The sequence below is a fragment of the Runella sp. R5_40 genome (assembly GCF_057652295.1).
Genome location: NZ_JBYFCH010000019.1, coordinates 17345 through 41806, shown reverse-complemented (window position 1 = coordinate 41806; position 24462 = coordinate 17345). Strand labels below are relative to the sequence as shown.

Annotated in this window: 30 protein-coding genes; 22 read left to right on the top strand and 8 right to left on the bottom strand. The window is 43.1% G+C overall.

Annotated elements, in window-relative coordinates; all coding sequences use genetic code 11:
* Positions 1 to 73 precede the first annotated feature (73 nt).
* From AC23N5_RS24050 to AC23N5_RS24040, 3 genes are all read left to right on the top strand, one after another.
* Positions 74 to 736 carry a phosphoribosylanthranilate isomerase gene (locus AC23N5_RS24050; protein ID WP_487757567.1) on the top strand — a complete coding sequence of 221 codons (663 nt, stop codon included), beginning with the start codon at positions 74 to 76 and terminating at the stop codon, positions 734 to 736.
* Positions 737 to 889: 153 nt separating this feature from the next.
* The gene (locus tag AC23N5_RS24045; protein WP_183976842.1) at positions 890 to 1144 is read left to right on the top strand and encodes a hypothetical protein; all 255 of its coding nucleotides are present in this window, start codon (positions 890 to 892) and stop codon (positions 1142 to 1144) included.
* Positions 1145 to 1171: 27 nt separating this feature from the next.
* The gene (locus AC23N5_RS24040; RefSeq protein WP_487757566.1) at positions 1172 to 1381 is read left to right on the top strand and encodes a hypothetical protein; all 210 of its coding nucleotides are present in this window, start codon (positions 1172 to 1174) and stop codon (positions 1379 to 1381) included.
* On the opposite strand, the gene AC23N5_RS24035 is transcribed toward AC23N5_RS24040, so the two are convergent.
* Positions 1371 to 2168: a DUF3050 domain-containing protein gene (locus AC23N5_RS24035; protein WP_487757565.1), complete on the bottom strand. Its 798-nt coding sequence runs from the start codon at positions 2166 to 2168 to the stop codon at positions 1371 to 1373. The two genes, AC23N5_RS24040 and AC23N5_RS24035, sit on opposite strands and share 11 nt — an antisense overlap.
* A 214-nt stretch (positions 2169 to 2382) precedes the next feature.
* On the opposite strand from AC23N5_RS24035, the gene AC23N5_RS24030 reads away from it, so the two are divergent.
* From AC23N5_RS24030 to AC23N5_RS24020, 3 genes are all read left to right on the top strand, one after another.
* Positions 2383 to 2847: an Mpo1 family 2-hydroxy fatty acid dioxygenase gene (locus AC23N5_RS24030; protein ID WP_487757564.1), complete on the top strand. Its 465-nt coding sequence runs from the start codon at positions 2383 to 2385 to the stop codon at positions 2845 to 2847.
* 41 nt (positions 2848 to 2888) lie between these two features.
* Positions 2889 to 4145, top strand: coding sequence for a lactate 2-monooxygenase (locus tag AC23N5_RS24025; RefSeq protein WP_487757563.1), 1257 nt, complete (start codon positions 2889 to 2891; stop codon positions 4143 to 4145).
* Between the two features lie 172 nt (positions 4146 to 4317).
* Positions 4318 to 5682 (top strand): DUF3570 domain-containing protein, encoded by a 1365-nt coding sequence (locus tag AC23N5_RS24020; protein WP_487757562.1) that lies wholly within the window; start codon positions 4318 to 4320, stop codon positions 5680 to 5682.
* A 55-nt stretch (positions 5683 to 5737) separates the two neighbouring features.
* Here the strand turns inward: AC23N5_RS24020 and AC23N5_RS24015 are convergent, their stop codons facing one another.
* On the bottom strand, positions 5738 to 6787 hold the full coding sequence (locus AC23N5_RS24015) for an oxidoreductase (RefSeq protein WP_487757561.1): 1050 nt from the start codon (positions 6785 to 6787) through the stop codon (positions 5738 to 5740).
* Between the two features lie 146 nt (positions 6788 to 6933).
* Here AC23N5_RS24015 and AC23N5_RS24010 point away from each other — a divergent pair, with 146 nt between their 5' ends.
* Genes AC23N5_RS24010 through AC23N5_RS23990 form a run of 5 tightly spaced genes read left to right on the top strand, consistent with a single transcriptional unit; the run spans position 6934 to position 11204 of the window.
* Positions 6934 to 8178: a hypothetical protein gene (locus tag AC23N5_RS24010; protein ID WP_487757560.1), complete on the top strand. Its 1245-nt coding sequence runs from the start codon at positions 6934 to 6936 to the stop codon at positions 8176 to 8178.
* A gap of 1 nt (position 8179) precedes the next feature.
* Positions 8180 to 8611, top strand: coding sequence for a tRNA (adenosine(37)-N6)-threonylcarbamoyltransferase complex ATPase subunit type 1 TsaE (gene tsaE, locus AC23N5_RS24005; protein WP_487757559.1), 432 nt, complete (start codon positions 8180 to 8182; stop codon positions 8609 to 8611).
* 30 nt (positions 8612 to 8641) lie between these two features.
* A complete protein-coding gene (locus AC23N5_RS24000) occupies positions 8642 to 9853 on the top strand; it encodes an alanine dehydrogenase (protein ID WP_487757558.1) in 1212 nt (403 codons plus the stop codon).
* 49 nt (positions 9854 to 9902) lie between these two features.
* Entirely contained in the window at positions 9903 to 10307 is a 405-nt protein-coding gene (locus AC23N5_RS23995; RefSeq protein WP_028524481.1) for a hypothetical protein, read from the top strand.
* A gap of 3 nt (positions 10308 to 10310) precedes the next feature.
* Positions 10311 to 11204: a DUF1684 domain-containing protein gene (locus tag AC23N5_RS23990; protein ID WP_487757557.1), complete on the top strand. Its 894-nt coding sequence runs from the start codon at positions 10311 to 10313 to the stop codon at positions 11202 to 11204.
* On the opposite strand, the gene AC23N5_RS23985 is transcribed toward AC23N5_RS23990, so the two are convergent.
* Entirely contained in the window at positions 11201 to 13264 is a 2064-nt protein-coding gene (locus AC23N5_RS23985) for a M48 family metalloprotease (protein ID WP_487757556.1), read from the bottom strand. The two genes, AC23N5_RS23990 and AC23N5_RS23985, sit on opposite strands and share 4 nt — an antisense overlap.
* A 184-nt stretch (positions 13265 to 13448) precedes the next feature.
* Between AC23N5_RS23985 and rpsF the strand changes: the two genes are divergently transcribed.
* From rpsF to rplI, 3 genes are read left to right on the top strand one after another with little or no spacing between them, the layout of a single operon-like run.
* Positions 13449 to 13808, top strand: a complete 360-nt coding sequence (gene rpsF / locus AC23N5_RS23980; protein ID WP_028524478.1) for a 30S ribosomal protein S6 — start codon at positions 13449 to 13451, stop codon at positions 13806 to 13808.
* A gap of 13 nt (positions 13809 to 13821) precedes the next feature.
* Positions 13822 to 14073 (top strand): 30S ribosomal protein S18, encoded by a 252-nt coding sequence (gene rpsR, locus AC23N5_RS23975; RefSeq protein ID WP_028524477.1) that lies wholly within the window; start codon positions 13822 to 13824, stop codon positions 14071 to 14073.
* 22 nt (positions 14074 to 14095) lie between these two features.
* The gene (rplI, locus tag AC23N5_RS23970) at positions 14096 to 14539 is read left to right on the top strand and encodes a 50S ribosomal protein L9 (RefSeq protein ID WP_183976820.1); all 444 of its coding nucleotides are present in this window, start codon (positions 14096 to 14098) and stop codon (positions 14537 to 14539) included.
* Between the two features lie 62 nt (positions 14540 to 14601).
* Here the strand turns inward: rplI and AC23N5_RS23965 are convergent, their stop codons facing one another.
* Together AC23N5_RS23965 and AC23N5_RS23960 are read right to left on the bottom strand one after the other, a co-directional pair.
* Positions 14602 to 14919, bottom strand: a complete 318-nt coding sequence (locus tag AC23N5_RS23965) for a YtxH domain-containing protein (protein WP_028524475.1) — start codon at positions 14917 to 14919, stop codon at positions 14602 to 14604.
* 118 nt (positions 14920 to 15037) lie between these two features.
* Complete coding sequence (locus AC23N5_RS23960; protein WP_487757555.1) at positions 15038 to 16468, bottom strand: patatin-like phospholipase family protein; 1431 nt, start codon at positions 16466 to 16468, stop codon at positions 15038 to 15040.
* 149 nt (positions 16469 to 16617) lie between these two features.
* Here AC23N5_RS23960 and AC23N5_RS23955 point away from each other — a divergent pair, with 149 nt between their 5' ends.
* From AC23N5_RS23955 to AC23N5_RS23930, 6 genes are all read left to right on the top strand, one after another.
* Positions 16618 to 17835 carry a SufS family cysteine desulfurase gene (locus AC23N5_RS23955; RefSeq protein ID WP_487757554.1) on the top strand — a complete coding sequence of 406 codons (1218 nt, stop codon included), beginning with the start codon at positions 16618 to 16620 and terminating at the stop codon, positions 17833 to 17835.
* A gap of 36 nt (positions 17836 to 17871) precedes the next feature.
* On the top strand, positions 17872 to 18294 hold the full coding sequence (locus AC23N5_RS23950) for a SufE family protein (protein WP_487757553.1): 423 nt from the start codon (positions 17872 to 17874) through the stop codon (positions 18292 to 18294).
* Between the two features lie 12 nt (positions 18295 to 18306).
* Positions 18307 to 18618 (top strand): SUF system Fe-S cluster assembly protein, encoded by a 312-nt coding sequence (locus AC23N5_RS23945; RefSeq protein ID WP_183976814.1) that lies wholly within the window; start codon positions 18307 to 18309, stop codon positions 18616 to 18618.
* A 54-nt stretch (positions 18619 to 18672) separates the two neighbouring features.
* Complete coding sequence (locus tag AC23N5_RS23940; RefSeq protein ID WP_487757552.1) at positions 18673 to 19101, top strand: BrxA/BrxB family bacilliredoxin; 429 nt, start codon at positions 18673 to 18675, stop codon at positions 19099 to 19101.
* 125 nt (positions 19102 to 19226) lie between these two features.
* Positions 19227 to 20330, top strand: coding sequence for a vWA domain-containing protein (locus AC23N5_RS23935; RefSeq protein WP_183976808.1), 1104 nt, complete (start codon positions 19227 to 19229; stop codon positions 20328 to 20330).
* Entirely contained in the window at positions 20330 to 21526 is a 1197-nt protein-coding gene (locus AC23N5_RS23930; RefSeq protein WP_487757551.1) for a multiheme c-type cytochrome, read from the top strand. Before AC23N5_RS23935 ends, AC23N5_RS23930 begins: the two co-directional genes overlap by 1 nt.
* 6 nt (positions 21527 to 21532) lie before the next feature.
* On the opposite strand, the gene AC23N5_RS23925 is transcribed toward AC23N5_RS23930, so the two are convergent.
* The 3 genes from AC23N5_RS23925 to AC23N5_RS23915 form a co-directional block, all read right to left on the bottom strand.
* Positions 21533 to 21733, bottom strand: a complete 201-nt coding sequence (locus AC23N5_RS23925) for a cold-shock protein (protein ID WP_487757550.1) — start codon at positions 21731 to 21733, stop codon at positions 21533 to 21535.
* 85 nt (positions 21734 to 21818) lie between these two features.
* The gene (locus AC23N5_RS23920; RefSeq protein WP_487757549.1) at positions 21819 to 22334 is read right to left on the bottom strand and encodes an N-acetyltransferase family protein; all 516 of its coding nucleotides are present in this window, start codon (positions 22332 to 22334) and stop codon (positions 21819 to 21821) included.
* Positions 22334 to 22822: a GNAT family N-acetyltransferase gene (locus AC23N5_RS23915; RefSeq protein WP_183976800.1), complete on the bottom strand. Its 489-nt coding sequence runs from the start codon at positions 22820 to 22822 to the stop codon at positions 22334 to 22336. Before AC23N5_RS23915 ends, AC23N5_RS23920 begins: the two co-directional genes overlap by 1 nt.
* A gap of 124 nt (positions 22823 to 22946) precedes the next feature.
* Here AC23N5_RS23915 and AC23N5_RS23910 point away from each other — a divergent pair, with 124 nt between their 5' ends.
* A complete protein-coding gene (locus tag AC23N5_RS23910; RefSeq protein ID WP_183976799.1) occupies positions 22947 to 23843 on the top strand; it encodes a LysR family transcriptional regulator in 897 nt (298 codons plus the stop codon).
* 103 nt (positions 23844 to 23946) lie between these two features.
* On the top strand, positions 23947 to 24462 hold the full coding sequence (locus AC23N5_RS23905; RefSeq protein ID WP_122930236.1) for a GNAT family N-acetyltransferase: 516 nt from the start codon (positions 23947 to 23949) through the stop codon (positions 24460 to 24462).

The window sequence follows — 24462 nt, the reverse complement described above, 5'->3', positions numbered from 1 at the left end:
AAACATGGGGCTTACGTTAGCAAAAGAGTCCATTAGTAGTGTAACTTTGAAGCGTTTTGAAGTATAGTTTACAATGAGACAAATACCACGAGTAAAAATTTGTTGTATCAGTAGCGTAGCCGAAGCACGCCTTGCGGTTGCGCATGGAGCGTCTGCGTTAGGATTGGTGGGAAAAATGCCTAGCGGGCCTGGCGTTATTACAGATGATCTTATTGCTGAAATTGCTCAGCAAGTGCCACCACCAATTTCAACGTTCTTACTAACGAGTGAGACGTCGGCTGCTTCCATTATTGAACACCACCAAAAAGTGAATACAACGACGATTCAGATGGTTGATGCCTTGGCAGAAGGAACGTACCGACAAATTCGGGCGCAATTGCCAGCGGTCAAACTCGTTCAAGTCATTCACGTGATTGACGAACGAACTGTTGAGGAGGCCATTGAAATTGCCCATCACGTTGATGCTTTGTTGTTGGACAGCGGTAATCCCAACCTTCAAGTAAAAGAACTTGGGGGAACTGGGCGGGTACACAATTGGGCGCTAAGTCGGAAAATTCGCGAAAGTATTTCAATTCCTTTGTTTTTGGCAGGGGGGATTCGGGCGGAGAATGTGCGTGAAGCGATTGAAACCGTCGAACCTTTTGGTTTGGATTTGTGCAGTAGTGTTCGTTCCAACGGTCAATTAGATGAACAAAAGTTGGCCACCTTTTTTGAGGCCGTTTTTGCGTCTAAATAGTTTTCATTTGGCGTAAAAGTTTACAGTACTGCCTGCTGAAAGCTGACTGCTAACTACTTATATGAAATGGGGGTAAATACTTTTTGAATTGTCTTTGCATTAAAATTCGTTGGAAAACGTTAATTTAGTGGTAACAAATTAATCTAATTAGCTATGAAAACCCGATTCACACTTTTAGCCACCTTTTTGGTGCTTGCTACCGTTTTAAGTAGCTGTTTTTATTCAGGAGGATATCGTTCGCGGTATTATGACCCTTATTATGCCCCCCGCCCTTACGTTCGGGTAGTGCCACCGCCGCCCGCGTATCGCCCTCGGGTTTACGTAGCCCCACCACGATACCGCCCTCCACATCGGTACGAAAGTCGCGGACGTTATCAATACCATCGGGGTAATCGCAGACGTTGGTAAATAAAAGACCGATTATAAATTTTTGACATGAAAAAGATATTTTTATTGATGTTTTTGGGGCTAATGCTTGAATTGCCAACCGCCCAAGCAAAAACAGCTTCGATTGCCAAAATGACGACCATTGAAGCTGCTTCTGATGCGAAAACGCTGCGTAAGAAGAGACGAAACCGCCAACGTAAAGGCTTTATGTGGGGGCTATTTCGTAAACGCAATGCCTGCGATTGCCCTAAACATTGATTGTTAACTCACTTTTTTTAGCCAAAATGTCGTGGTAGGCCCCTTCCCAAAGCGCGAGTCTTTGTTCTAAAGAGGCTACCACGGCTTCTTCGGCTTCTTCCCAAAAAGCGGCGTTTGTGCCACACAAATTTTCGGTCATTTGAATCGCTAAATGACTATGGTGGTCGCCATCTACTTCAATGTGACGTTCGAGGTAATACTTAAAAATTGAGATGTTGTCGGGAGCTGTTTGGTTTAAATCATTGACCATCGAAACAAACATATTCGGTATCAAATCTTCTCGCCCAAACGTAAAGACCGCTGCTTGAAGGTGGTCTTTTTTGCTATTGATGACATCAAACGTATGCGTCACAAAATTTGCGGCAGCGGCAGGTGTACCTGCAAGCTGAAACGCATTTGAAAGTTGCCCCGAAGTCAAAAAGTGTTGGATAAAATCTAAAACAGGTTGAGTGTCTGCTTTGGCTTGGTGCATGGCATCCAAATAGAGTTCAAAGTGGCTTTTTCGATTCCCTTCAAGGTCAACATCAGATTCTTCTCCTACCACAATTTCATTGATTAGAAAGCGGGTATCTGCCGAACCTTTCGGATACCAAGGGACAGTTGTGCAAGTCAGTGATTGTTGTAATGATTTTAGGAGCGACATAAAATCCCAAACGGCATAGACATGATACTGCATGAAGATTTTTAGGTCGTCGATGCTGTCGATAGCAGCATAAATTGGGTGGTTAATAATTTGTTGGCGTAGTGGCTGAATTCGTAAGTTGATTTGTTCAATGGAAGGATTCATACGTACATGAAAAATGGTTTATTCTTTCCTAACTACGTTTTTTACAGGAAGATGGTTTTAGAATTTTTGAAAAAATAAGAATAATAGAAACAAAGAATGACACAAAAAGGCATGAAAATAAGGTGTTGCTGATTTTTTAAGACAAGTGGAAATGTCTAAAATTTTCAATAAAAAGTGATACATTTGAGAAGACTAAAACCAACCTTTTTGATTTATGAGAACAATTGATTCTTGGCTGAATGAATACGGAGAAAGCCACCAAAACCCTACCAACAAGCTTGTACATTGGATATGTGTTCCTGCCATCTTTTTTAGCATCGTGGGTTTATTGTACGGAGTAAAGCTACCTTTTGCCATTACCGAAACGCTCCAGCTAAACCTGGCCATTTTGATTTTAGCTTTTGTAAGTATTTACTATTTCCGTCTGTCGGTAACTCTCGCAATTGGGCTTTTGTTCTTCTCAGGGTTTTGTTTGTATTTGGCACAACAGATAGAAAACCAAGGTTTTACGCTTTGGAAAGTATCAGTTGCTATTTTTGTGATAGCGTGGATAGGGCAATTTTGGGGGCATAAAGTAGAAGGGAAAAAACCCTCTTTTTTTAAAGATTTACAATTTTTAATGATTGGTCCCGCGTGGCTGATGCACTTCATCTATAAAAAAATAGGCATTCCCTACTGAGCAATCGTCTGACTTGTTGGTAAGTAAATCATTTGGTGAAAATGAATGGATTTGAGCGTCAAAAAAAGATATACCTCGACGGTGCATCGGGTTTGGTTTCTTCGATTCCTGTTGATAATACCCTTTTAGAAAAAAAAGCACTTGGTGCTATGTCGCCCAAAGCGGCTGCGTATATTGGGGGAGGAGCTGGTCACGGTAGCACCATGGCTCAAAACCGCGCGGCTTTTGAACGATGGCGGGTGTTGCCTCGAATGCTTCGCGATGTGTCGGTGCGAGATACCAGTATTAACTTGTTTGGCCGAAAACTACCTTACCCACTTTTACTGTCGCCGATTGGCGTATTGGAAATGGTTCATCCTGAGGCCGATTTGGGGGTAGCTAAGGCGGCAGCGGACCTAGGAATTCCATATATTTTTTCCAATCAAGCATCAGTACCAATGGAAAAATGCGCGGAGGCGATGGGTTCGCAACCGCGCTGGTTTCAGTTATATTGGAGTAAGTCGGATGAGCTCGTGGCGAGTTTTGTAGAGCGGGCTGAAAAATCAGGCTGCGAAGCCATTGTTGTTACCCTCGACACGACCCTTTTGGGCTGGAGAACCCAAGATTTAGAATTGGCGTATTTGCCTTTTATACACGGTCTCGGCATTGCGCAATATACTTCTGACCCCGTGTTTAGAAAGTTGTTAGACGAGCCAGATGCCACACCTGCGCCGAAACCAACCATCACTTTTGATGCCATTCGTACGCTTTTTAGCGCGATTAGCCATTATCCAGGTAGTTTTTGGCAAAACGCTACCTCGGGTTATCCCCGCAAAGCCGTCAAAAAATTCATAGATATTTATACACGGCCATCGTTGACGTGGGAAAACTTGGATTATTTACGAAAACGCACAAAACTGCCCATTTTGTTGAAAGGCATTCTTCATCCCGATGATGCACTGAAAGCCCTTGATTATGGCCTAGATGGGATTGTGGTATCCAACCACGGTGGTCGGCAAGTAGATGGTGCCGTTGCGACAATGGACATGCTGCCGCTGATTGCCGAGGCACTGCAAGGCCGTATGCCTATTCTTATCGACAGCGGTGTACGTGGTGGCGCTGACATATTCAAAGCGCTGGCCTTGGGCGCAACGGCTGTGTGCTTGGGGCGTCCGTACGTATATGGGCTTACATTGGGTGGAAGTGCAGGTGTAAAAGAAGTATTGTCAAATTATTTAGCAGACTTTGATCTTACCATGGCTTTGGCGGGCTGCCGTTCAATAAAAGAAATTGGGCGAGAGTCGTTGAGACACCAATAAATTTTTGCTGTAATTCAAAAACGGGGAAGTAAAGGCGACTTTGCTTCCCCGTTTTTATGTTTTTTAAAAGAAAAAATAGAGCAGTTTTCGCAACGTTTACATTGTAGGCATCGTATAGTCTATCTGAAAGCTTCTTGTGAGGCTAAACTCTTTTTTAACCTATGAATTTCAAGTGAAAAAATTAACCATTGCCGTTGGACTTTATTTGAGTTTTTTGTGCGGGGCTAATGCCCAACAAAAAAGCCTCGCGACGAACTCAAACTACCAAGTAAAAAAACTAAAATTAGAAGAAGTAAATTTGGTCTCAAGTTATTATCACCAAAATGGTAATAACTCTGCTGTTACTGGCGGTATTGGTACCGAAAAACTAACTGATTTTGGAAATACGCTGGATCTTAAATGGGTGAAAACGGATGCTAAAAAGCGCAAACACTCATTGACCGTGGACATGGGGGTGGATACCTACACGTCGGCTTCGTCGGATAAAATAAATCCAAATCCAGTAACGCAAGGTACCTTGACGGGCGCTTCTTCAAGTGGTTCTTCAACCAACATACAGCCTGTAACTCAGACCGTCACGTCGGCTTCGAGTAAAGGTGGAGGACGTTCTAAACCTTCGCGAACGACAAGCGACCCCAACGCGGTTATTTCGCTCACTTCGGCCTCTTATCGTGATACACGCGTGTATCCAACGATTGGTTGGTCGATGAAAGATGAAAAATCGAGAACAACCTTTGGGATTTCGGGTTCGGCCTCTACAGAATACGATTACAAATCGTTGGGGGGGAGCCTTAATTTTGTAAAAAACTCCCGCGATAATAACCGTGAATTTGGCGTTAAAATCAACGCATTTTTTGATACGTGGTCGGTTATTTTACCAGTAGAATTGCGTCCAGTAGGATATGGGTCTGGGGCCCAAAGCGACCCCAATCCGATTGACTACAAACCGCGACAATCTTTTTCAGCGGCGTTTTCTTGGGCCCAAGTTATCAATGCTCGCTTACAAGTGGCATTGATTGCCGAACCATCGTACCAACAAGGATTATTGAGTACGCCTTATCACCGTGTGTATTTCAATAATGGCTCCGAAGGGCTTGAAAAACTACCAGGGACGCGTATAAAGCTACCAATTGCGCTTCGAGCCAATTACTTTATGGGCGATAAATTTATTTTCCGTACTTCCTATCGTTTTTACCAAGATGACTGGGGGATGACGGCCCATACGGCCAGCCTCGAAACTTCAGTCCGAATGTCGCCGTTCGTTGTCATCACTCCTTTTTATCGTTTTAATACCCAAACGGCGATTGACTATTTCGCTCCTTACCAACAAAATTCGGCGTCGAGCGAATTTCATACCAGCGATTATGACGTTTCAGCCTTGCAGTCGCATTTTGTGGGTGCTGGGTTTAAGCTCATGCCGTTGAACGGAGTCATGAATTGGAACCACTTCAATTCGCTGGAATTGCGAGTGGGGCATTATATGAGAAGCACGGGGCTTGTTGCAAACAGTGTAACACTGGCAGCGAAGTTTAAATAAAAACAAACTTGTACTAAACATAGCGCTGGATAGGTTGACTACCCAGCGCTAGTTGTTATTCAAAAGCGATAGTTTTTCCCGACTGGCTACTTTCGAGGGCTAATTCCATCACTCGGGTGGTATTTCGAGCTTGTTGAGGTGTCACCTCTAATGGCACTTTATTGACAATCGCTTGATACACATTTTCGTAAAAAGGGGCATAATGCCCAGCTTGGCTCGGGATTATTTCCGCACCTGCCTCGGTATAAAGTGTTCCCCAAAGCTTTTCTGGTTCGCTTCCCCAGTCATCAGTGTTGGGTAGCGCATTTTTGCGAAGCGTTTCTTCCTGAACATCCAATCCTGACTTAAAAAAGCTGCCTTTATTGCCATGAATAATGTAGCGAAGGTCGTTTTGGAACACCATCAGACTGGCTTTCAAAATGACGCGTTTGTCTGTATAGTTCATTTGAATGTCAAAATAATCGTCCGTCTCTCCGTCAGGACGAATGGTTTTGATGGTGGCCGTTACGCTTTTGGGCGTACCAAAAAGCACGAGGGCTTGATCAATCAAATGAGGCCCTAAATTATAGAGATTACCCGCGCCCGCCGACGCCACTTCTTTCCAGGTACCTTTAGCTACTTCGGGGCGAAAACGGTCAAAATGAGCTTCGTATTCTACGATGTCGCCCAATTTATTTTCCCGTAATAACGCCTGAATCGTCAGGAAGTCGGAGTCCCAACGGCGGTTTTGATAAGCCGTAATTGTTAGTCCTTTCTCGGCCGCCAATGCAATTAAAATATCAGCTTCGGCAGTGGTATTGGTAAAAGGTTTTTCGATAACAACGTGTTTGCCAGCCTCCAAAGCCGCTTTTGCGTAAGGGAAGTGGAGGTCGTTGGGGGTACAAATAAATACCAAGTCGATTTCTGAATCGGCCAAAAGCGCTTCTGCACTGCCTACAACGGCAATAGTTGGGTCAAAATCGTGGACCGAAGTGGTGTTGCGGGTAACAACTTTTGAAAGTTTAAAATGTGGATTTGTGGCTAAAAAAGGGGCGTGGAAGTACCGTCCCGAAAGGCCAAACCCAATTAATCCGACATTTACAACGGGGTCAAGTGGTGAGTTCATGCGACTAAAAATGCGTTTTCTTTCTTACCGAAGCGTTTTTTACGACAAAGTTACTGTAAAGTTGGGGATAAAATACGTGCGAGCAGGACTGCGGGCGTAGGATTAATTTGTACCTTTGTGGGCTCATTTTGAACAGCTTTTTACGAATGCAATTTTTTGAAAAAAATAAGACATTGCTTGCCCGACTGGGCGTTTTTATATCGCTAGTGACGCTGTTGTTAGTGGTGCTTATCGGGGTTGAGTTTTTTGTGGGAAACGGTGATGGCGTTTGGTTTGACTACGATTTGCGCCTGATTGGCTTTCGCGTAGCCGCTTGGGCAGTGTCGTTGGTGGCATTGTCGCTACTTATCAGAAATTCATCACCTCTTTTGCAAAATATCCTACTTTCGGTGGTAACGATTGTACTCGTGATTTTGGGGGTAGAAACGGCCGTTGGATGGATACATGATGCGGGTCAAAAACAACCTACCACCCCAACGGGGCCTCAGTATGCTGGTCCTGCGTATGATTCGAGCTATGCTTTTGACGAATTTTTGGGACGTAAGCCCATTCCAAATCATACTTTTGTTTGGGCCAAAACGCTGGACGGAAAGCCTTTTATTCAAATTCCGATGAAGGTCGATTCGTTCTCGCGGCGGATTACGCCTTTTGCTGATTCTGCACAAACTGTGCGAAATAAATATGCGCTGTTTTTTGGGTGCTCGTTTACCTACGGAGATGCCGTGCGCGACAATGAAACCATGCCTTATTATTTCCAAAAAGACAACGCTGACGTTCAGGCGTACAATTATGGCTTCTTTGGTTATTCTCCGCGACATGCACTGGCTCGTTTGCAGCACCAAAATGTTGTGCAACAAGTGGCTCAAAAAGACGGTATTGGGATTTATACCTACATCGAAGACCACGTCAACCGAGCTATTCCGTCGGTAGGCTGGATTGGCATGTACGATGGCTATTTTCCCGATATTGATGAAAAAACCATGCAAACGCAAGGGGTCTATCGGTTTGCCCACCCTTTGAAATACCGTTTTGGAATGATGTTGTTTAAAAGCAAAGTTCGTCAGCATTTTGCGATGGATTTTCCTTTTGTGTATCGCCCGAAAGATTACGAATTGACGGCAAATCTGATTAAAGCAACGGAAGACGAGTACAAAAAGCAGTTTAAAAACGATAAGTTTTACGTGATTTTGTACCCCGATGCCTTGAAAAAGGATTCACCTATGCCTGCATTGTTGAAAGAAAGGGGGATAAAAGTGCTGGATTATCGTCAGCTTTTTCCCTATCCAGCAAAACAGTACCAGCTTACGTACGATGGACACCCAAATCCTGTGGCTCATCGGTTGTTGATGGAGCAATTGACCAAAGATCTTAAAAAACAAGGCGTACTTTAAAATGACATTGTTAAGCATCGAACGTTTTGGGTTAGAAGACATCGAAGAGGTGGCTGCCAAAGTCCTACAAGCTTGTGGGAACGAAACCATTTGGCTATTGAATGGAGCCATGGGAGCGGGAAAAACAACGTTTGTGAAGGCGCTAGGCAAGGTCATGGGGGTGATGAATAACGTTCAAAGTCCGACGTTTTCGATTGTGAATGAATATATCACCGCCGATGGGGAAACGATTTACCATTTTGATTGTTATAGACTAAAAAATACGGCTGAGGCGTACGATATTGGGGTTGAAGAATACCTCGATTCTGGCTATATTTGTTTGATTGAATGGCCCGACCGAATCGAAGAACTTTTACCAGAAAGTTACGTAGAAATCCATATTTCGAGCCTGCCAGATGGGTATCGGAAGCTGGAAGTTCTCAAAAAAGCATAAATCAACAAACGTAAATCGACTAATTTGGACATGATGGGTTTTGGCGAATTGGCGCAACAAACAGCTTTGTATCCGCAAGAAGCGCTTGTCCCGCTCAAAACAAGCCAGCAAAGCTTGTTGATTGGGCTTCCAAAAGAAATATCTCTGCAAGAAAACCGCATTGCACTGACGCCCGAAGCCGTGGCGATTTTGGTTCGAAATGGTCACCGAGTCGTTGTGGAAAAGGGAGCGGGAGAAGGGGCTCAGTTTCCCGATAATGAATACAGCGAAGCTGGAGCGCAGATTGTGTTTTCGCCCCAAGAGGTTTTTACGAGTGATTTAATCCTTAAAATTGAACCCCTTGTAGAGCAAGAGTTTGGAATCCTGAAAAATGGCCAAACCATTATTTCGGCGCTCAATCTTCCCACCCGCGACCGTTCATATTTTGAACACCTCAATCAGAAAAATATTACGGCACTTGGCTACGAGTACATCGAAGACCCTGCTGGTGGTCAGCCTGTGATACGTTCATTGAGCGAAATTGCAGGAAGTACCGTTATGCTCATTGCCGCCGAGTATTTGAGCAGTGCCAACAAGGGGAGAGGGATAATTTTGGGCGGAATTACGGGAGTTCCACCCACCAAAGTAGTCATCATCGGTGCGGGAACTGTGGCTGAATACGCCGCCCGTACAGCGCTGGGGCTAGGGGCAGAAATCAAAATTTTTGACCAACACATTTACCGTCTCCAACGGCTGAAATATGCCATTGGGCAGCACATTTATACCTCAATTATTGAGTCAGATACGCTTTCGGAAGCCGTGCAGCGGGCCGATGTCGTTATTGGTGCTCTGCGCCCCGAAGACGGCCAAAATATTTACGTTGTTACCGAAGAAATGGTCTCAAAAATGAAACCCAACTCGGTGATTATCGACGTGTCCATCGACCAAGGAGGCTGCATCGAAACCTCGCGAATTACGACCCACAAAGACCCGATTTACCGACAATACGACGTCATTCATTATTGTGTGCCCAACATTGCATCGCGGGTGGCACATACGGCTAGTGTTACGTTGAGCAACGTCTTTTTGCCTATGTTGTTGAAAATGGGCTCGTTAGGAGGCGTTGAGGAAATGATGTACGCACGTCGTTGGTTTAGTAAAGGAGTTTATACGCACCGTGGCACGTTGACAAATCCTTTTATCGCCAAGAAGTTTTCGATGCGTCACAAAGACCTTAGCTTGTTATTGGCAGCACGGCTCTAGTCAGATTGTATTCAATAATCTGAATTTTTACATTCGACATTCAAAAAACATGATTAACCACAGCAACGAAAATACCTTAATGGATGATGCTAATTCACCCGAAGTAAACAAACAGCTTTTGGGGATAGTATCACAAGATTTTGTCAAGGTTTCTGACCAGCTCAAAGAAGCTTCCTATCAAATTCGGAAGCGAGGCTTTTCCACCCACCCCATTTTTGTGGCGGTACAAAAAGAGATAGAACTTGGGGTATTGCTGATTGGAAAAACCGAGCTAGAAAACGAATGGTCGTACCGCGCTTCCATGTTAGACGAATTTATCCAACGCAATCTCGTAGGTCTTGAATCCATCGAATTGTTCAAAGAAAACTATAAAAACCCCGACGAATACTGCTGTCTATTTGTCATTCAAGGCGATTTTGCTGGCTTTATTTTCATTCCATACCCCGAAGACTAAATTATGAAAACCAATTCTGTACTTCTTTTTTTAGCGCTAGGTTTCAGTGTTTTATTGGTAAGTTTTATCCCAAACAATGAGGAAGGAACGTACCAAAATGAAATAAATCAGTGGCATCAAAAACGCATGGATGGGCTGAAAAGTGAAGAAGGTTGGTTGAACCTCGCAGGTTTATTTTGGCTGAAAGAAGGAGATAATACCTTTGGAAGCGACGAGAAAAATGACATTGTTTTTCCCAAAAAAGCATCAAAACAAGTAGGGACGCTAGTACTCCGTGATGGTAAAGTGAGTTTCAAGGCGCATTCAGATGCACAGGTAAAACTGATTGAGATAGAAACTTCTCCCGAATTTGTGTTTGAGGAGGGCAAAACAACTACCATGGAACAAGGCGCTCTTCGGTGGTTTATCATCAAACGTGGACCAAAATATGGCATTCGACTTCGGGATTTGGAACATCCCGCTTTGGCGCATTTTAAAGGTGTTGAGCGGTTTGTGGTCAATGAATCGTGGAAAATAAAGGCAAAGCTTGAAAAACCAGCTACTCCACGCACCATTGCCATTACTGATGTATTGGGATTGGTAAGCCAACAATCGTTGGTGGGTCATGCTGTGTTTCAACATAACGGAAAAACGTACCGCCTAGCTGCGACAGACGCAGGAGGTGGACGATTGTTTATTATTTTCAAGGACAAAACTACTTCCCACGAAACCTACGGTGCAGGGCGCTTTTTATACACAGATGTGCCCGACGAGGCAGGAAATGTCGTATTGGACTTTAACAAGTCTATCAATCCACCCTGTGCGTTTAGTCCTTACGCGACTTGTCCATTGCCTCCTGCCGAAAATAACCTCGCAATACGGGTAGAAGCGGGAGAGAAAGATGCTAAGATGCACTAGTCGAGAGGGGCAGATACTAGGCTTTCATAGAAATATAATACCTGTTTTTTGTACAGAAAGTAGCCCCTCGTAACGGCCGTATTGAAGTTACGAATGGCATCAAAAAGGACATTGATAGCTTCGTCGTCATAGCTAGGTTGGGTAAAATAATCCCACGTCTTTGAGAGGTATTTTTTGAAATTTTCCTTCATTTGAGGGGATAATTCCGTCTCAACGAGCGAAAAATCTAAAAGCTTTCCAATGTGTTGCTTAAAATCGCCTTCTATTTTGCCTACCGTTATTAAGTTTTCTCTAATCGTCTCGAAGGGCGTGGTTTCTTGTATAAATTGAAGTGAATCTGACAATTTGCTTGAAATTTCCATTGCTTCATCACTCCATCTGTCAAATTCGATAAATGAATGATAGACCACGTTAAACTGCTCAATTTCTCCTTTTTGGGTAGCCAAGTGATGAAAATAATGGTAAATCGCGTGGTCGTTTTCTTCAACTTTTACTTTTAATTCATCTAACTCTTTTTCCAATGAGGGCAGGAGTTGGGCTAGGTCATTGACAGTGTATTTGACCCCGTCATAGTCAAAGGTTTTGATACCTGTGTTATCTTCTGCAATTTGTTTAAGGATGATTAAATCATAGCTTAGTGCCATGGTGTTGTTGAGGGTTTCTAGCATTTTTGCCCCAAATAACTCATTTAAATTGCGGTTTGGCGCGAAGTTCGAAGGTTCATTGGGAAGTTGGGTAAGTAAATTTTGGCTGTCGAAGTATCCGTTAAAAAATGAGCTAAACCGACGTTTATGATAGTTCTCCGTATAATCCGTTGCGAATTTCTGGGCTGGAAGCTCAGTCGTTGGTTTTGAATAAACAACGGTAGAGAAAATCTTTTGTGTAAGAAGTTGCTGATGGGCTTCAATATGGCTGAATACGGCTGAAGCAGGTCGCAAATCTTCGTGAGTTGGCACAAGGTCAAGCTGTTCTAGCCGTTTAATCCTATCCTCGGTACTTGGGTGGGAGGCCCATTGATCAGTAATTACCAATTTTGACTTATTGTAACGATTGAGTTGTTCTAGTCCCACCATGGGTAATTGATTCACAACAGGGAGCCCATTTTCCTTGCCCAAAAAATTGAGCACAAAATAGTGTTGTGGGTAAATATTGTTAGTCGTAACGGCTTCGGTAAACCTTTCATCATAGTAACTGAGTACATTATTATAGGCCTCGTCGGCGAGGCTAAAACGTAAAAGCGAAGTAATTAAAGGTTTAGAACCTGCAATGTGAGCCGCTACTTCGTCGGCGTGAAATTCCATTTCACGAGAAAGGCTCATGTAACTGAGGTTGACGACCTCGTAAACTTTGCGGAGGATAAATTGAATACCTTGGATGATTTTAACCGCCACCATGACGAAAAAGCCAATAATCACGTGTATATCCGCAATTTTTTGAGCTAGGGTCCCGTACCAGTTGTTTTCATAAAGCATGTTATAAATAATTTGGTTAACGTTATACACGTAACTCCCAATCTTCATACTCCGTTGAGAAAAGTGCCCAAACTCATGCGCAAGTATGGCTTTAAACTCATGTACCGAAACAGAATTGACAAGCGCCAATCCTATTTGGAGGTTTTTGCGAATGGGTAAAAACATACTCCAAAAGCTAGAATCGTAAAAAACACAGGCATTGACGTCGGCAGAAAGATAAATTTTCTTTGGGAACTGAGTACCAACTTCTTTAACAAGGGAATCTATGAAGGCAAATAGATGAGGGTCGCTTTCTGCTGTAAGTTCGACTAAGTGAGAGCGGTCCACTATGTGTTTTTTGAACATGAACTTTAACAAAAATAAAAGAACAAGCAATCCCATAACGATAAGTCCAATGCCTACCGCAATGGTGAACCATTGTACCTTGAGGGTAATAAACATGATACCTAAGTAACTGCTTAAAAATGTGAGGCCAATAGCCAACACAATTAAAATTAGATACACTATAACAAAGAAGGAAATCGCCAAAATGGCTTTGGTCGTCATCTTTTTGAAGTCGCTTGTTAGCTGAATGTTAGGGGTAGGCATGGCAAAATGGCGTTTGTGGACATTTTAAGCTATAAAAACGTGTAGTTTGAGTATCAAAACTACAGTTCTTTTTTTATTTTCCAACTAAATGGGTCGTAATATTTGAGATTTTAGAATTAAAACACTACCTTTGCGGGCTCATTTTCAATGAGTTTATTTTTATACACATTTAACAATTCTCAGTATGTTCACAAAACAGTATGAGATGGTGTTCATTATGACTCCCGTTTTATCTGATCAACAGATGAAGGACACCGTTGATAAGTTCCGCAAACTCCTTACCGATAACGGCGCGGAACTCGTACACGAAGAGAGTTGGGGGCTCAAGAAATTGGCCTACCCAATCCAAAACAAAAACACTGGTTTTTATCACTTGATTGAGTTCAAGTCGGAGCCTAGCCTTATCCAAACGGTTGAGACTGAATTCCGTCGCGATGAGCGCGTTATGCGTTATTTGACAGTTGCTATGGAAAAGCACCACGTAACTTATGCTGAGCGTAAGCGCAGTGGATTAGTTGGAAAAAAACAAACTGAAAACAACTAAGGAGGGCCAAGACATGACACTTGTAAACGAACCAATCGAGCGTAACCAAAATCGCAAAAAGTACTGCCGTTTTAAGAAAGCGGGTATCAAATTTATTGATTACAAAGACCCAAATTTCTTATTGAAATTGGTAAATGAGCAAGGTAGAATTTTACCTCGCCGCCTTACTGGTACTTCTTTGAAGTATCAGCGCAAAGTGTCGCAAGCTATCAAGCGTGCGCGTCACTTGGCTTTATTACCGTATGTAGCTGACCAATTAAAGTAAAAAACGGAAGGAGAAACTGACGATGCAAGTTATTTTAAGAACTGATATTGCTGGGCTTGGTTATAAGAACGACGTCGTTGACGTTAAACCTGGCTATGGTCGTAACTATCTCATTCCGCAAGGATTTGCGGTAATGGCGACCGATTCAAACAAAAAACAATTAGCTGAAAACTTGAAGCAAGCTGCTCACAAAGCAGAAAAACTCAAGAAAGATGCCGAAGACTTGGCGGCTGCTATTGGAGATATTACGCTTAACATCGCTGCAAAAGTGGGTGAAAGCGGAAAAATCTTCGGTCGCGTTACTAGCATCCAAATCTCTGACGCACTTAAAGCAAAAGGTTTTGATGTTGACCGTAAGAAAATCACTATCGAAGATGTGAAAGTTGTAGGTACTTACAAAGCACAACTTGACCTTCACAAAGAAGTGAAACACACAGTAAGCATCAGCGTAGCAGGCGAAGAATAAGCCGTCTCAGCAGATGTGGATATACAAAAGGCGCGTTTCAAACGCGCCTTTTGCTTTTGTGCCTATCCTTGTGACGGTGGGTCGTTGGGGACGGCTTCGGCGGTAGGCGTTTTGCCTTTTATGCTGTCTAGCAGCTCTTGCAAAAGACGTTCTGCCTCGGGCGTATATTTCTTCAAAGCCTCAGAACCTTCCGTTTTGAGTTGTTCAAAATACTCAGGCATTTTATCCAGTGCTTGTTCGGCTTCTCCCTTGAGGTCGTTGGCCTTCGCCTTTAAATCCTCAAATGTCTTTTCACCTTCTTCGGTTTGTAGGTACTTGTGTAAAGCTACGCCAGCGGCGGCGCCTAAAATGAACGTTGCTAAGTGTTTTGCATTGACCATGACTATAGGTAGTTTTAAAGTTGTTGGCAGAAAGGTAAAGAATCCCCAAACTTAATACAATGACTTTCTACAGGAATGGTGCACCTTATTTGGCGGTCGGGTAAAATGCGGTATGAATTCATGCAGCGTGTAAGTCATGGTACATTTGCTCTCTTCCTTTTTTGTAGGCTTCCCAGTCAAATTTTTTCAAAAAGTCGGCGGCAGTTTGCGCTCCTTTTACAAAAAGTTGGCACTTTTCTTCGTCCGAAATGTTAAAATTGAGCCAATTAAATCCTCGAACGTCAATTCGGCCAATGGTTTTCTCAAAATCTCGGTTTTTTAGCAAAAATTCACGGTCGTAATTAAACCTAACGGTGTTAAACATACCCATGATAAAACTGCCAAATGTCTCGTATTCATGAATGGTAGTGGCATCGTCGTCGAGCTTAATCCCAAACGTAGGCAAACGAGGGGTTTTGAGGTTGGGGTTGAAAAAAACGTTGATGGGGAAATTGGAGACAATCCCGCCGTCAACAAACTGCACATCACTAGGAATATCACTGAGGTTTTCTACCAAAAAGAATTCTTTCCAAGCTTCTTTTACGCTGTTTTTGGGAATATTATTGATTTGGAATGCCTCAAAAAAAATTGGAACCGACATCGAAGAACGTACAAAAGCAGAGGGCTGAACTCGGGCTTCGTCGTCCCAGTACAATCGCCACATTTTGGGAAACTCCACTTTCACTTGTTTTGTAATGTCGCAGGCAATGATGGTAATAGAATCCTCTAGTTTGGGTTGATTGAGGTCAGTCACTTTTAAGTGGTCTTCGCGCGTTGGGCGGAGTTGAATGTGGGTCGCCGTTTTTTCAATTTTTTCACGAAAATCTTTCAAGGAAGAAATTCCATTGTTTTCTAAAATGCCTTGCATCCATTTTAAAAAAGCATTACCCTTGCTTATGCCAAATCGGCTGCGTTTGAAACGGTAATACAAATAATAAACGTAGCTGACAATCACGGCCGAACAAATAAGTAACACTCCGCTAATGGCATATAAAATGCTAACGAGGGCAGGCGTAGAGGGGGCGTCTCGGTAAATCCAGTAAAAAATACTACATACGACGGCAAGAATTAGGCTAAGACCAATCGCCGAAAACAACGCTTTGATTGTCAACTTGGGCTTATATTTCATAGCCCAAGCGATTATGCGCTTTACCACCCAAAAGGCATCCACAAAGTCGAAAAGATTGGTGCTGGACAAAATTTTAAGGGCTTCAGTCGATTTCTCTTCGTTGCGGTATCCGATACTGGCCAACAGCATGGTATTAATGGCTCCTGCGCTAGTCCCAGCCAGTTTCAGAAAACGAATGCCCATTTTTTCGAGCACATAGGTGTAGCCTACCAACGCCACTCCGAGTACGCCGCCACCTTCTTGCACGAGATTGACGTATTGATGTAATTCACCATCTATGACATCCGAAACCACAAATTCTTTGTTCTCAAAATGGGCTTTTAAATCCGTTAAAATCGGCGCAACGGCACTTTCATAGTCATTAAGGGTGAGCTTTTTCATAGGGAAGTTGAGTTTATTTAGAAAATGTCCAAACTGAATTCTGTTTTATTTTGTTGTCTTAACCAAAAGTCAAAAACTATTAGCAATAAATCAAACCGAATACTCAATTGTAGGTTGATTTTTGACTTGGAACTCACTTATCTGTGTTTATGCTAGATATTCAAAAAATACGCCAAGACTTTCCCATTCTCAATGAGGTAGTTCACGGTAAATCATTGGTTTACTTTGACAACGCAGCCACTACCCAAAAACCCCTTCCTGTTCTTGAGGCATTGGCCAATTATTACGGGCATTACAACGCCAATATTCACCGTGGTATTCACTTTTTAGCCGAAAAAGCAACCTCTGCTTTCGAGGCTTCGCGCCATAAAATCCAAACCTTTCTTAACGCACCCCGCGTAGAAGAAATCATTTTTACCTACGGAACGACCGACGGAATCAACCTAGTGGCTCAATCGTATGGCCGTACTTTTCTAAAAGAAGGGGATGAAATCATCATAAGCACCCTTGAACACCACTCCAACATTGTGCCTTGGCAGATGCTTTGTGAAGAAAAAGGCTGCGTACTTCGGGTCATTCCCATCAATGATGCAGGCGAATTGCTCATGGATGAGTTTGAAAAAATGCTTTCAGAGCGAACCAAATTGGTGTCGGTTGTGCACGTTTCAAACGCGTTGGGAACCATTAATCCCGTGGCTGAAATCATTAAAAAAGCGCACGAAGTAGGAGCAAAAGTGCTGATTGATGGCGCACAAGCTACGTCACACATTGACATTGACGTTCAGGCGTTGGATTGTGATTTTTACGTGTTTTCGATGCATAAATTGTACGGTCCTACGGGAATGGGTGTGTTGTACGGCAAAACAGACATATTGAACGCCATGCCGCCTTATCGTGGTGGTGGAGAAATGATAAAAGAAGTAACGTTTGAAAAAACGACGTACAATGATTTGCCCTACAAATTTGAAGCAGGAACGCCTAACATTGCCGATGTAGTAGCGACAAAAATGGCCGTTGAGTACGTAGAAGCGCTTGGAAAACAGGCCATTGCTGATTATGAACATGAGCTTTTGGTATATGGAACCGATGCCTTGCAAAGCATTGAAGGCTTGCGAATTGTGGGTACGGCTAAGGAGAAAGTAAGTGTATTATCGTTTGTAATGGAAGGCATTCACCCGCAAGATATTGGCGTCATTTTGGACCAACAAGGCATTGCCGTTCGGACGGGGCACCACTGCACACAGCCGTTGATGAAACGTCTTGGAATTGTCGGAACTTCCCGCGCTTCTTTTGCCGTTTATAATACAAAAGAAGAAATTGATAAATTAGTAGTGGGGTTAGAGAGAGTTAAAAAAATGTTGAGCTAAACAAAAATAACGAGTGCATGGCTCGTTAAAACATAAATGACAATTAACGAAAAACAGGACGCTCTTATCGAAGATTTTGACCTCTTCGATGACCAATTGGAAAAAACCCAGTATATCATTGACTTGGGAAAAAAACTGTCTCCGATTGCGGAGGAATATAAAACTGATGATAACCTCATCAAAGGTTGCCAGTCGCGGGTGTGGTTACATACCGAAATGCGTGGCGACCGGGTGTATTTTGAAGCCGATAGCGAACCTACTGCCCAAATTAGTAAAGGATTGGTGAGTTTGCTGATTAAAATCCTTTCGGGCGAAAAACCAGAGGACGTAGCCAATGCAGATTTGTACTTCATTGAAAAAATTGGCATGAGAACCATCATCACTTCGCGCCGCGCAGGTGGGTTGGCTTCAATGATTGTACGTATGAAAGACTTTGCCCAAAAACAACTTATTGCTTAACACTTACGTATTATGTCTGAAGCAGAACTGAAAGAAGAAGTAGTCAAAGCCATCAAGCAAGTATATGACCCCGAAATCCCCGTGGACGTGTGGGAACTTGGCTTGATTTATGACCTAAAAATATTCCCTGTCAACAATGTGTATGTTGAAATGACCCTCACGTCGCCATCGTGCCCTTCGGCAGGAACAATTCCTGTTGAGGTAGAACAAAAAATTCGCGAAATTGAGGGAATCAACGACGTGAGCGTTGAGCTGACTTGGGATCCGCCGTACTCTCAAGATATGATGAGCGACGAAGCCAGACTCGAACTTGGGTTTATGTAATCCAAAGGCGAATACTATATTTAAAACTGTCAACTTAAAAACTGTAAACAGATTATGTATCCTCCACATTTAGTAGCTCCTATGCGGGCTCAATTGACCGATAACGGTTTTACTAGCCTCGAAACGGCTGAAGCAGTGGATCAATTTATGGCCAATGCCAAAGGAACGACCTTGGTCGTTGTAAACTCGGTGTGTGGTTGTGCAGCAGGTGCAGCCCGTCCAGGCGTGTTGGGAGCGTTGCATTACAGCGACGTGAAACCTGATAACTTGGTAACCGTGTTTGCGGGTGCTGACCAAGATGCAACGGCCAAAATGCGTGAGTATTGCTTGCCATATCCTCCATCATCGCCAGCGATTGCGATTTTCAAAGACGATGAATTGGTGCACTTTATTGAGCGCCACCACATCGAAGGACGTAATGCCCAAATGATTGGCGAACACCTCATTACGGCTTTTGAAGAGTTCTGCGGCGAAAAAGCTTAATGTATAAATTCTCCAAAAGATCCTCTCCTCTTTGTAGCGAGAGGATTTTTTTATGGAGTTTGTAGTGGTTGGTTCTAAACTTCTATCTTCAATAATTTGTTACCCACATATTAACCCTTTTAGACATGATAGGTCATCGCTTTTCTGAATTTAAACCGTCTGAGCAATCAGGTAAAAACAAGTTTGAGGAGTTGTTGAATATCTTTCAACAATTGCTTTTGATGACTTCGGGCGATGTGTCGCAGGCGATGTCGTGGATGAATCAGTTGGACCGTCAATACAAACTGACAGATGACCAATACGGAATTGGTGATTTTTTCGACGATTTGAAACGCAAAGGCTACATTACTGAAGAAAATGAAGAGGGTCAAGTTATGATGACGCCCAAAAGCGAGCGGAGTATTCGTAAAAGTGCCCTTGAAGAGATTTTTGGAAAGCTCAAACGTTCTAAGTCGGGGGGCAATCACCGTACACCTTACACGGGCGTGGGAGACGAACTGAGTAGCGATGTTCGTAATTTTCAATTTGGGGATTCGTTGGAACAAATTTCGATGACGGAATCCATTAAAAATGCGCAAATCAACCACGGAGCCGAAGATTTCTATTTGTTAGAAAACGACTTAGAGGTCGTTGATAAAGAGCAGAAAACTAGCACGGCTACGGTGCTGATGATTGATATTAGTCACTCCATGATTTTGTACGGGGAAGACCGTATTACCCCTGCCAAAAAAGTAGCGTTGGCGATGGCGGAGTTGATTAAGACCAAGTATCCCAAAGATATGCTCGACATCATCGTTTTTGGAAACGACGCCTGGCAAATTCAAATCAAAGACTTGCCGTATTTGGAAGTAGGGCCTTACCATACCAATACGGTTGCGGGACTTGAACTAGCGATGGATTTGTTGCGTCGTCGTAAGACCAAAAACAAGCAGATATTCATGATTACCGACGGAAAACCGACTTGTTTGAAGGAAGGAATAAAGTACTATAAAAATAGCTTTGGCCTCGATCGCAAGATTGTAAGCAAAACGCTTACGTTGGCCGCGCAATGCCGTCGATTGGAGATTCCGATTACAACCTTTATGATTGCGTCAGATCCTTATTTGAAGCAATTTGTACAGGAATTTACGCGGGTCAACAACGGCCGTGCGTATTACAGCAACCTCAAAGGCTTGGGAGGTTTTGTGCTTGAAGATTTCCAACGTAACCGTCGTAAAAACTTAAAATAGTGTCCTCAAAAAAACTGTTTTACCTTTCTCTTGCTGTTTTTGTGGGAATTGTGGCGTATCAAGTCTATCTGAAAGCCACTGAAAAAGAAGTAGTACCACTCACTAAAAGCTGGGAAAAGGCGGTGCCACATCAGCAAGTTCCCAAGGGATTGGCTTCTTTGAACGCCAAACAGTGCGGAGCTTGCCATCAGGCACATTACGAAGAATGGCAGCATTCAACGCACTCTCACGCGTGGACAGACAAGCAGTTTCAGGCGGAGTTAAAGAAAGAATCTAGCCCATATTTGTGCATCAACTGCCACATTCCGCTTCAAAATCAACAAGAATACGTTGTTTCGGGGCTGCTCGACGGAGATATTTATCAGCCCGTAAAACAAAAAAATCCACATTTTGACCGCGAACTTCAGCAGGAGGGAATCAATTGCGCGAGTTGCCACGTGCGCGACAACGTTGTGATTGGTACAACAGGGACGGCCAAAGCCCCGCACGCCACTAAAAAAGACCCCGAATTTTTATCAGAAAAACTCTGTATTTCGTGCCACAATGCCAGTGCTGTCGTAACGCCAACGCTCGTTTGTACCTTTGAGACAGGCGATGAATGGAAAAAAGGGCCTTTTTACGGTCAAAAAACGTGCATTAGCTGTCACATGGAGCCTGTAGAAAGAGAAATTGTAACAGGCTATGGCAAGCGGCTAAGCCATTTACACTACTTTGCAGGGTCGGGCATACCGAAAGAAAAAGGCGCTAAAACCAAGGGGCTGAATGGGCTATCGTTTACGACTTCAAAGTTAGCTACTACTTACAAGGTTGGCGAGGAACTTGATTACCGACTGACGTTGAAAAATGAATTTGCAGGGCACCGCCTTCCAACGGGTGACCCCGAACGTTATTACTCGATTTTGTTGGAACTCGTAAATGCTGAAAACAAGGTTATTGCTTCAAAATCCGACCGAATAGGAGAAAAATGGGAGTGGTGGCCTGCTGCTAAAAAACTTTCAGACAACAACCTAAATCCTGGCGAAGAACGCTCTTTTGTGTTGAAACAGATTTTGAAAAGTTCTCAATCGTTGACACTCCGCGCCAAAGTAACCAAACACCGCCTCAATCAAGAATCGGCTACTTACAACAAACTAGACAGCAGCTATCCGTTGTCGATAACGGTGTTTGAGAAGGAAGAAAAGTTGGTGGTCAAATAGGCTTCCTTATATTCTCATTACGTTTTTGGCAACGAGCCCTTTGGGGCTTTCCGCTACCTCAAATCGAACTCTATCACCTTCGTGGAGGGTTCTGAACCCTTCGGCAATAATACTTGAGTGGTGTACAAATACATCAACTCCATGTTCGCGGGCAATAAACCCGATTCCTTTTGCATCGTTGAACCATTTGACTGTTCCTGTTTCCATTGTGTTGCGAATTTTGTTGAGTAAATGTTTGGAAAGCAAGATACACTAAGTTGGTGTTATTGAGAGTGATTCGCCTGATTTTAATTTATAATTTGAAAGCCATTACATAATCATTCTGCACTTCGGTGCCAAGTACAAAAACGTGCTCACCTATTTTCTCAAAGCCCATTTTGGCGTAAAACTGTAACGCGCGGGTGTTTTCTTCCCAAACACCTAGCCAAACGGTTTTAAAGCCCGAATTTTTGCACCAATCCAGACTTTCATTCATTAAGTGCTTTCCCAAATTTTGCCCGTGAAAGGCTTTGTCCACGTAAAATCGTTCTATTTCAATGGCGTTTTCAGACGATAGTTCTTTCGGAGCATGGTTTTTAACCAATTTGGTGAAGCCAATGAGTTGTTCTGTTTTTTTCAGAAGTAAGTATTGAACGGAGGAGTCCGAAAGTTCCGCTTGAATTTGCTCCAGGGTAAACTTCGTGGAAATGTGCTTTTCCATGTTTTCGGGCGTGTTATAAACGGCGTAGGTATCAATAAACGTTTGCTCGCTTAAATCTCGCAATGCTTGTGCATCGTGGAAGGTTGCTGGTTGGATTGAAACAGACATCAATGAAGCGTTTTCTGGTAAAAGACACTGTCAACTGCCATACGTGGAAACTCAATGGGTAATTCTTCAACGGGTACTTGAGCAAAGCCATTTTTTTCATAAAAGCGCATTGCAGCCTGTAAACGAGGGTTAGTCCCCAAATATAATCGGTCGATGTGGTGTAATTCACAGTGCTTTGTAAGCGTAGAAAGTAATCGAGACGCCACCCCAAACGCTTTTCCACGGAAATCATGGTGAACAAACATTTTACGGATAGCGCCCATGTTGTTGCCAATGTCGATGAGGGCAATTGTGCCTACCAACGTACCATCAAGGGTAGTTGCTACCCAAAAATTACCCGCATTTTTGCAATAAAACTCAGGGATAATCAACAAATCGGGTTGGTCTTCGAGGGTGATGGGGACTTTAAATTCAAGCTGTTGAATGTCTAAAATTAAGTCAATAATGGGTTCTTCATAGACGGATTGGTACTCCAAAATTTGTATCATGGCAGTATAGGTGGTGGTGAGTTTTAAAGTAATGGTGCAAATTAAATACGTGGTTTTAATAATTAGAAATGTTATTTTTTGATAGATTTATGCTGAAAACGTATAAGTATTTTCTTTTTATAAAATGGATTTCCGTCAACTGAATTATTTTTTGGGGGTTGCAGAGGAGTTGCATTTTTCGCGGGCTGCCGAGAAACTATTTATTGTTCAGCCTGCACTCAGCCGTCATATTCAGCAATTGGAAGAGGAGTTGGGGGTTGTTTTGTTTGAGCGTGACAAACGTAACGTAAAATTGACACCAGCGGGAAGCTATTTTCGAGATGAAATCAGTCGAATGCAGCTTCAGTTGAGGAATATCATTGAGCAAACCCAACGAATTCACGGTGGTTCGATTGGTACGATACGAATGGGACACCCTGGTTCGGCACTTTATTCTATTCTTCCCGAAGTGTTGTCGATGATGTACCAACGATTTCCCGATGTGAAGGTACAACTTACAGAAATTGCTGAGGTAGAGCTTATTGCAGCTTTGTCGAGCCACGAAATTGACGTGGGCTTTACCCGTGAAATTTCTACAGATGCGCAGTTTACGACACAATTATTGTTTGAAGAACATTTTGCCTTGGTTGTTCCAACCGATTATTGGCTCAATGAACATACCTTTACGGGCATTGAGCAGTGTTTGGAATCGGGCTTTATTTTGCCCAAAATCGAGATGGATGTCAACTATGGAAAGTTGCTGAACAATGTGTTTGAACAAGGTGGTTTTCGACCAAAAGTAGTCTATCACTCCAATTATGGCGCTACGATTTTGCGGTTGGTGGAGAAGAAACTCGGTTTGTCGGTGCTTCCTATTTCGTATCGTCAGGGTTCGTCGGCGTTGGGTGTACGCTTCATTAAATTACCAAATCTGACCCAATTATACTTAATTTGGCGCTCCGAAGACACCAACCCCGTGCTGCCACACATTCGCGAAATTGCGCACGAAGCCGTGGGGCATTTATCATTTGACCAGTTTTAAGGGTGTTAACCGTTATTTGTTATTCGTTCATAATCAACGAATTATGTTGATAACAAATGGCCTAAAATTTTTGCTCTGCTACTTAATAAAGTTGTTTAATAGGATGGAGATTAGAAAATCAACGCTAGAGGACTTGAGCCGAATCCAGCAATTGTACAAAACTGTCGCGCGGCGCTCGGGAGGAATTGCCCGCAAAGAACACGAGATTTTAGAAAGCTATATTTATAATTTTTTGAGTAAAAGCTTGGCGAATGGTTGCTCAATGGTGGCCGAAGAAGCGGGTGAGATTGTAGCCGAAGTCCATACCTATTCATTGGGGATTGAGTGTTTTACACATTTGTTTGGAGATACAACCATTTGTGTACACCCTGACTACCAAGGAAAAGGAGTGGGAAAGAGGTTGTTTACGGCTTTGTTGGAATACGTTCAAACGGAAAGAAAAGACATACTACGGGTGGAGCTTCATGCTCGCGAGAGTAACCCAACGGCGATTGAACTGTATAAAAAAATAGGATTTAAAATTGAAGGTAGGGCAGAGGGGAGAGTGCTTGACCCCGACGGGAGCATTGTGGCAGATGTGCCGATGGGTTGGTTAAATCCTAATTTTCAACGATCTTAA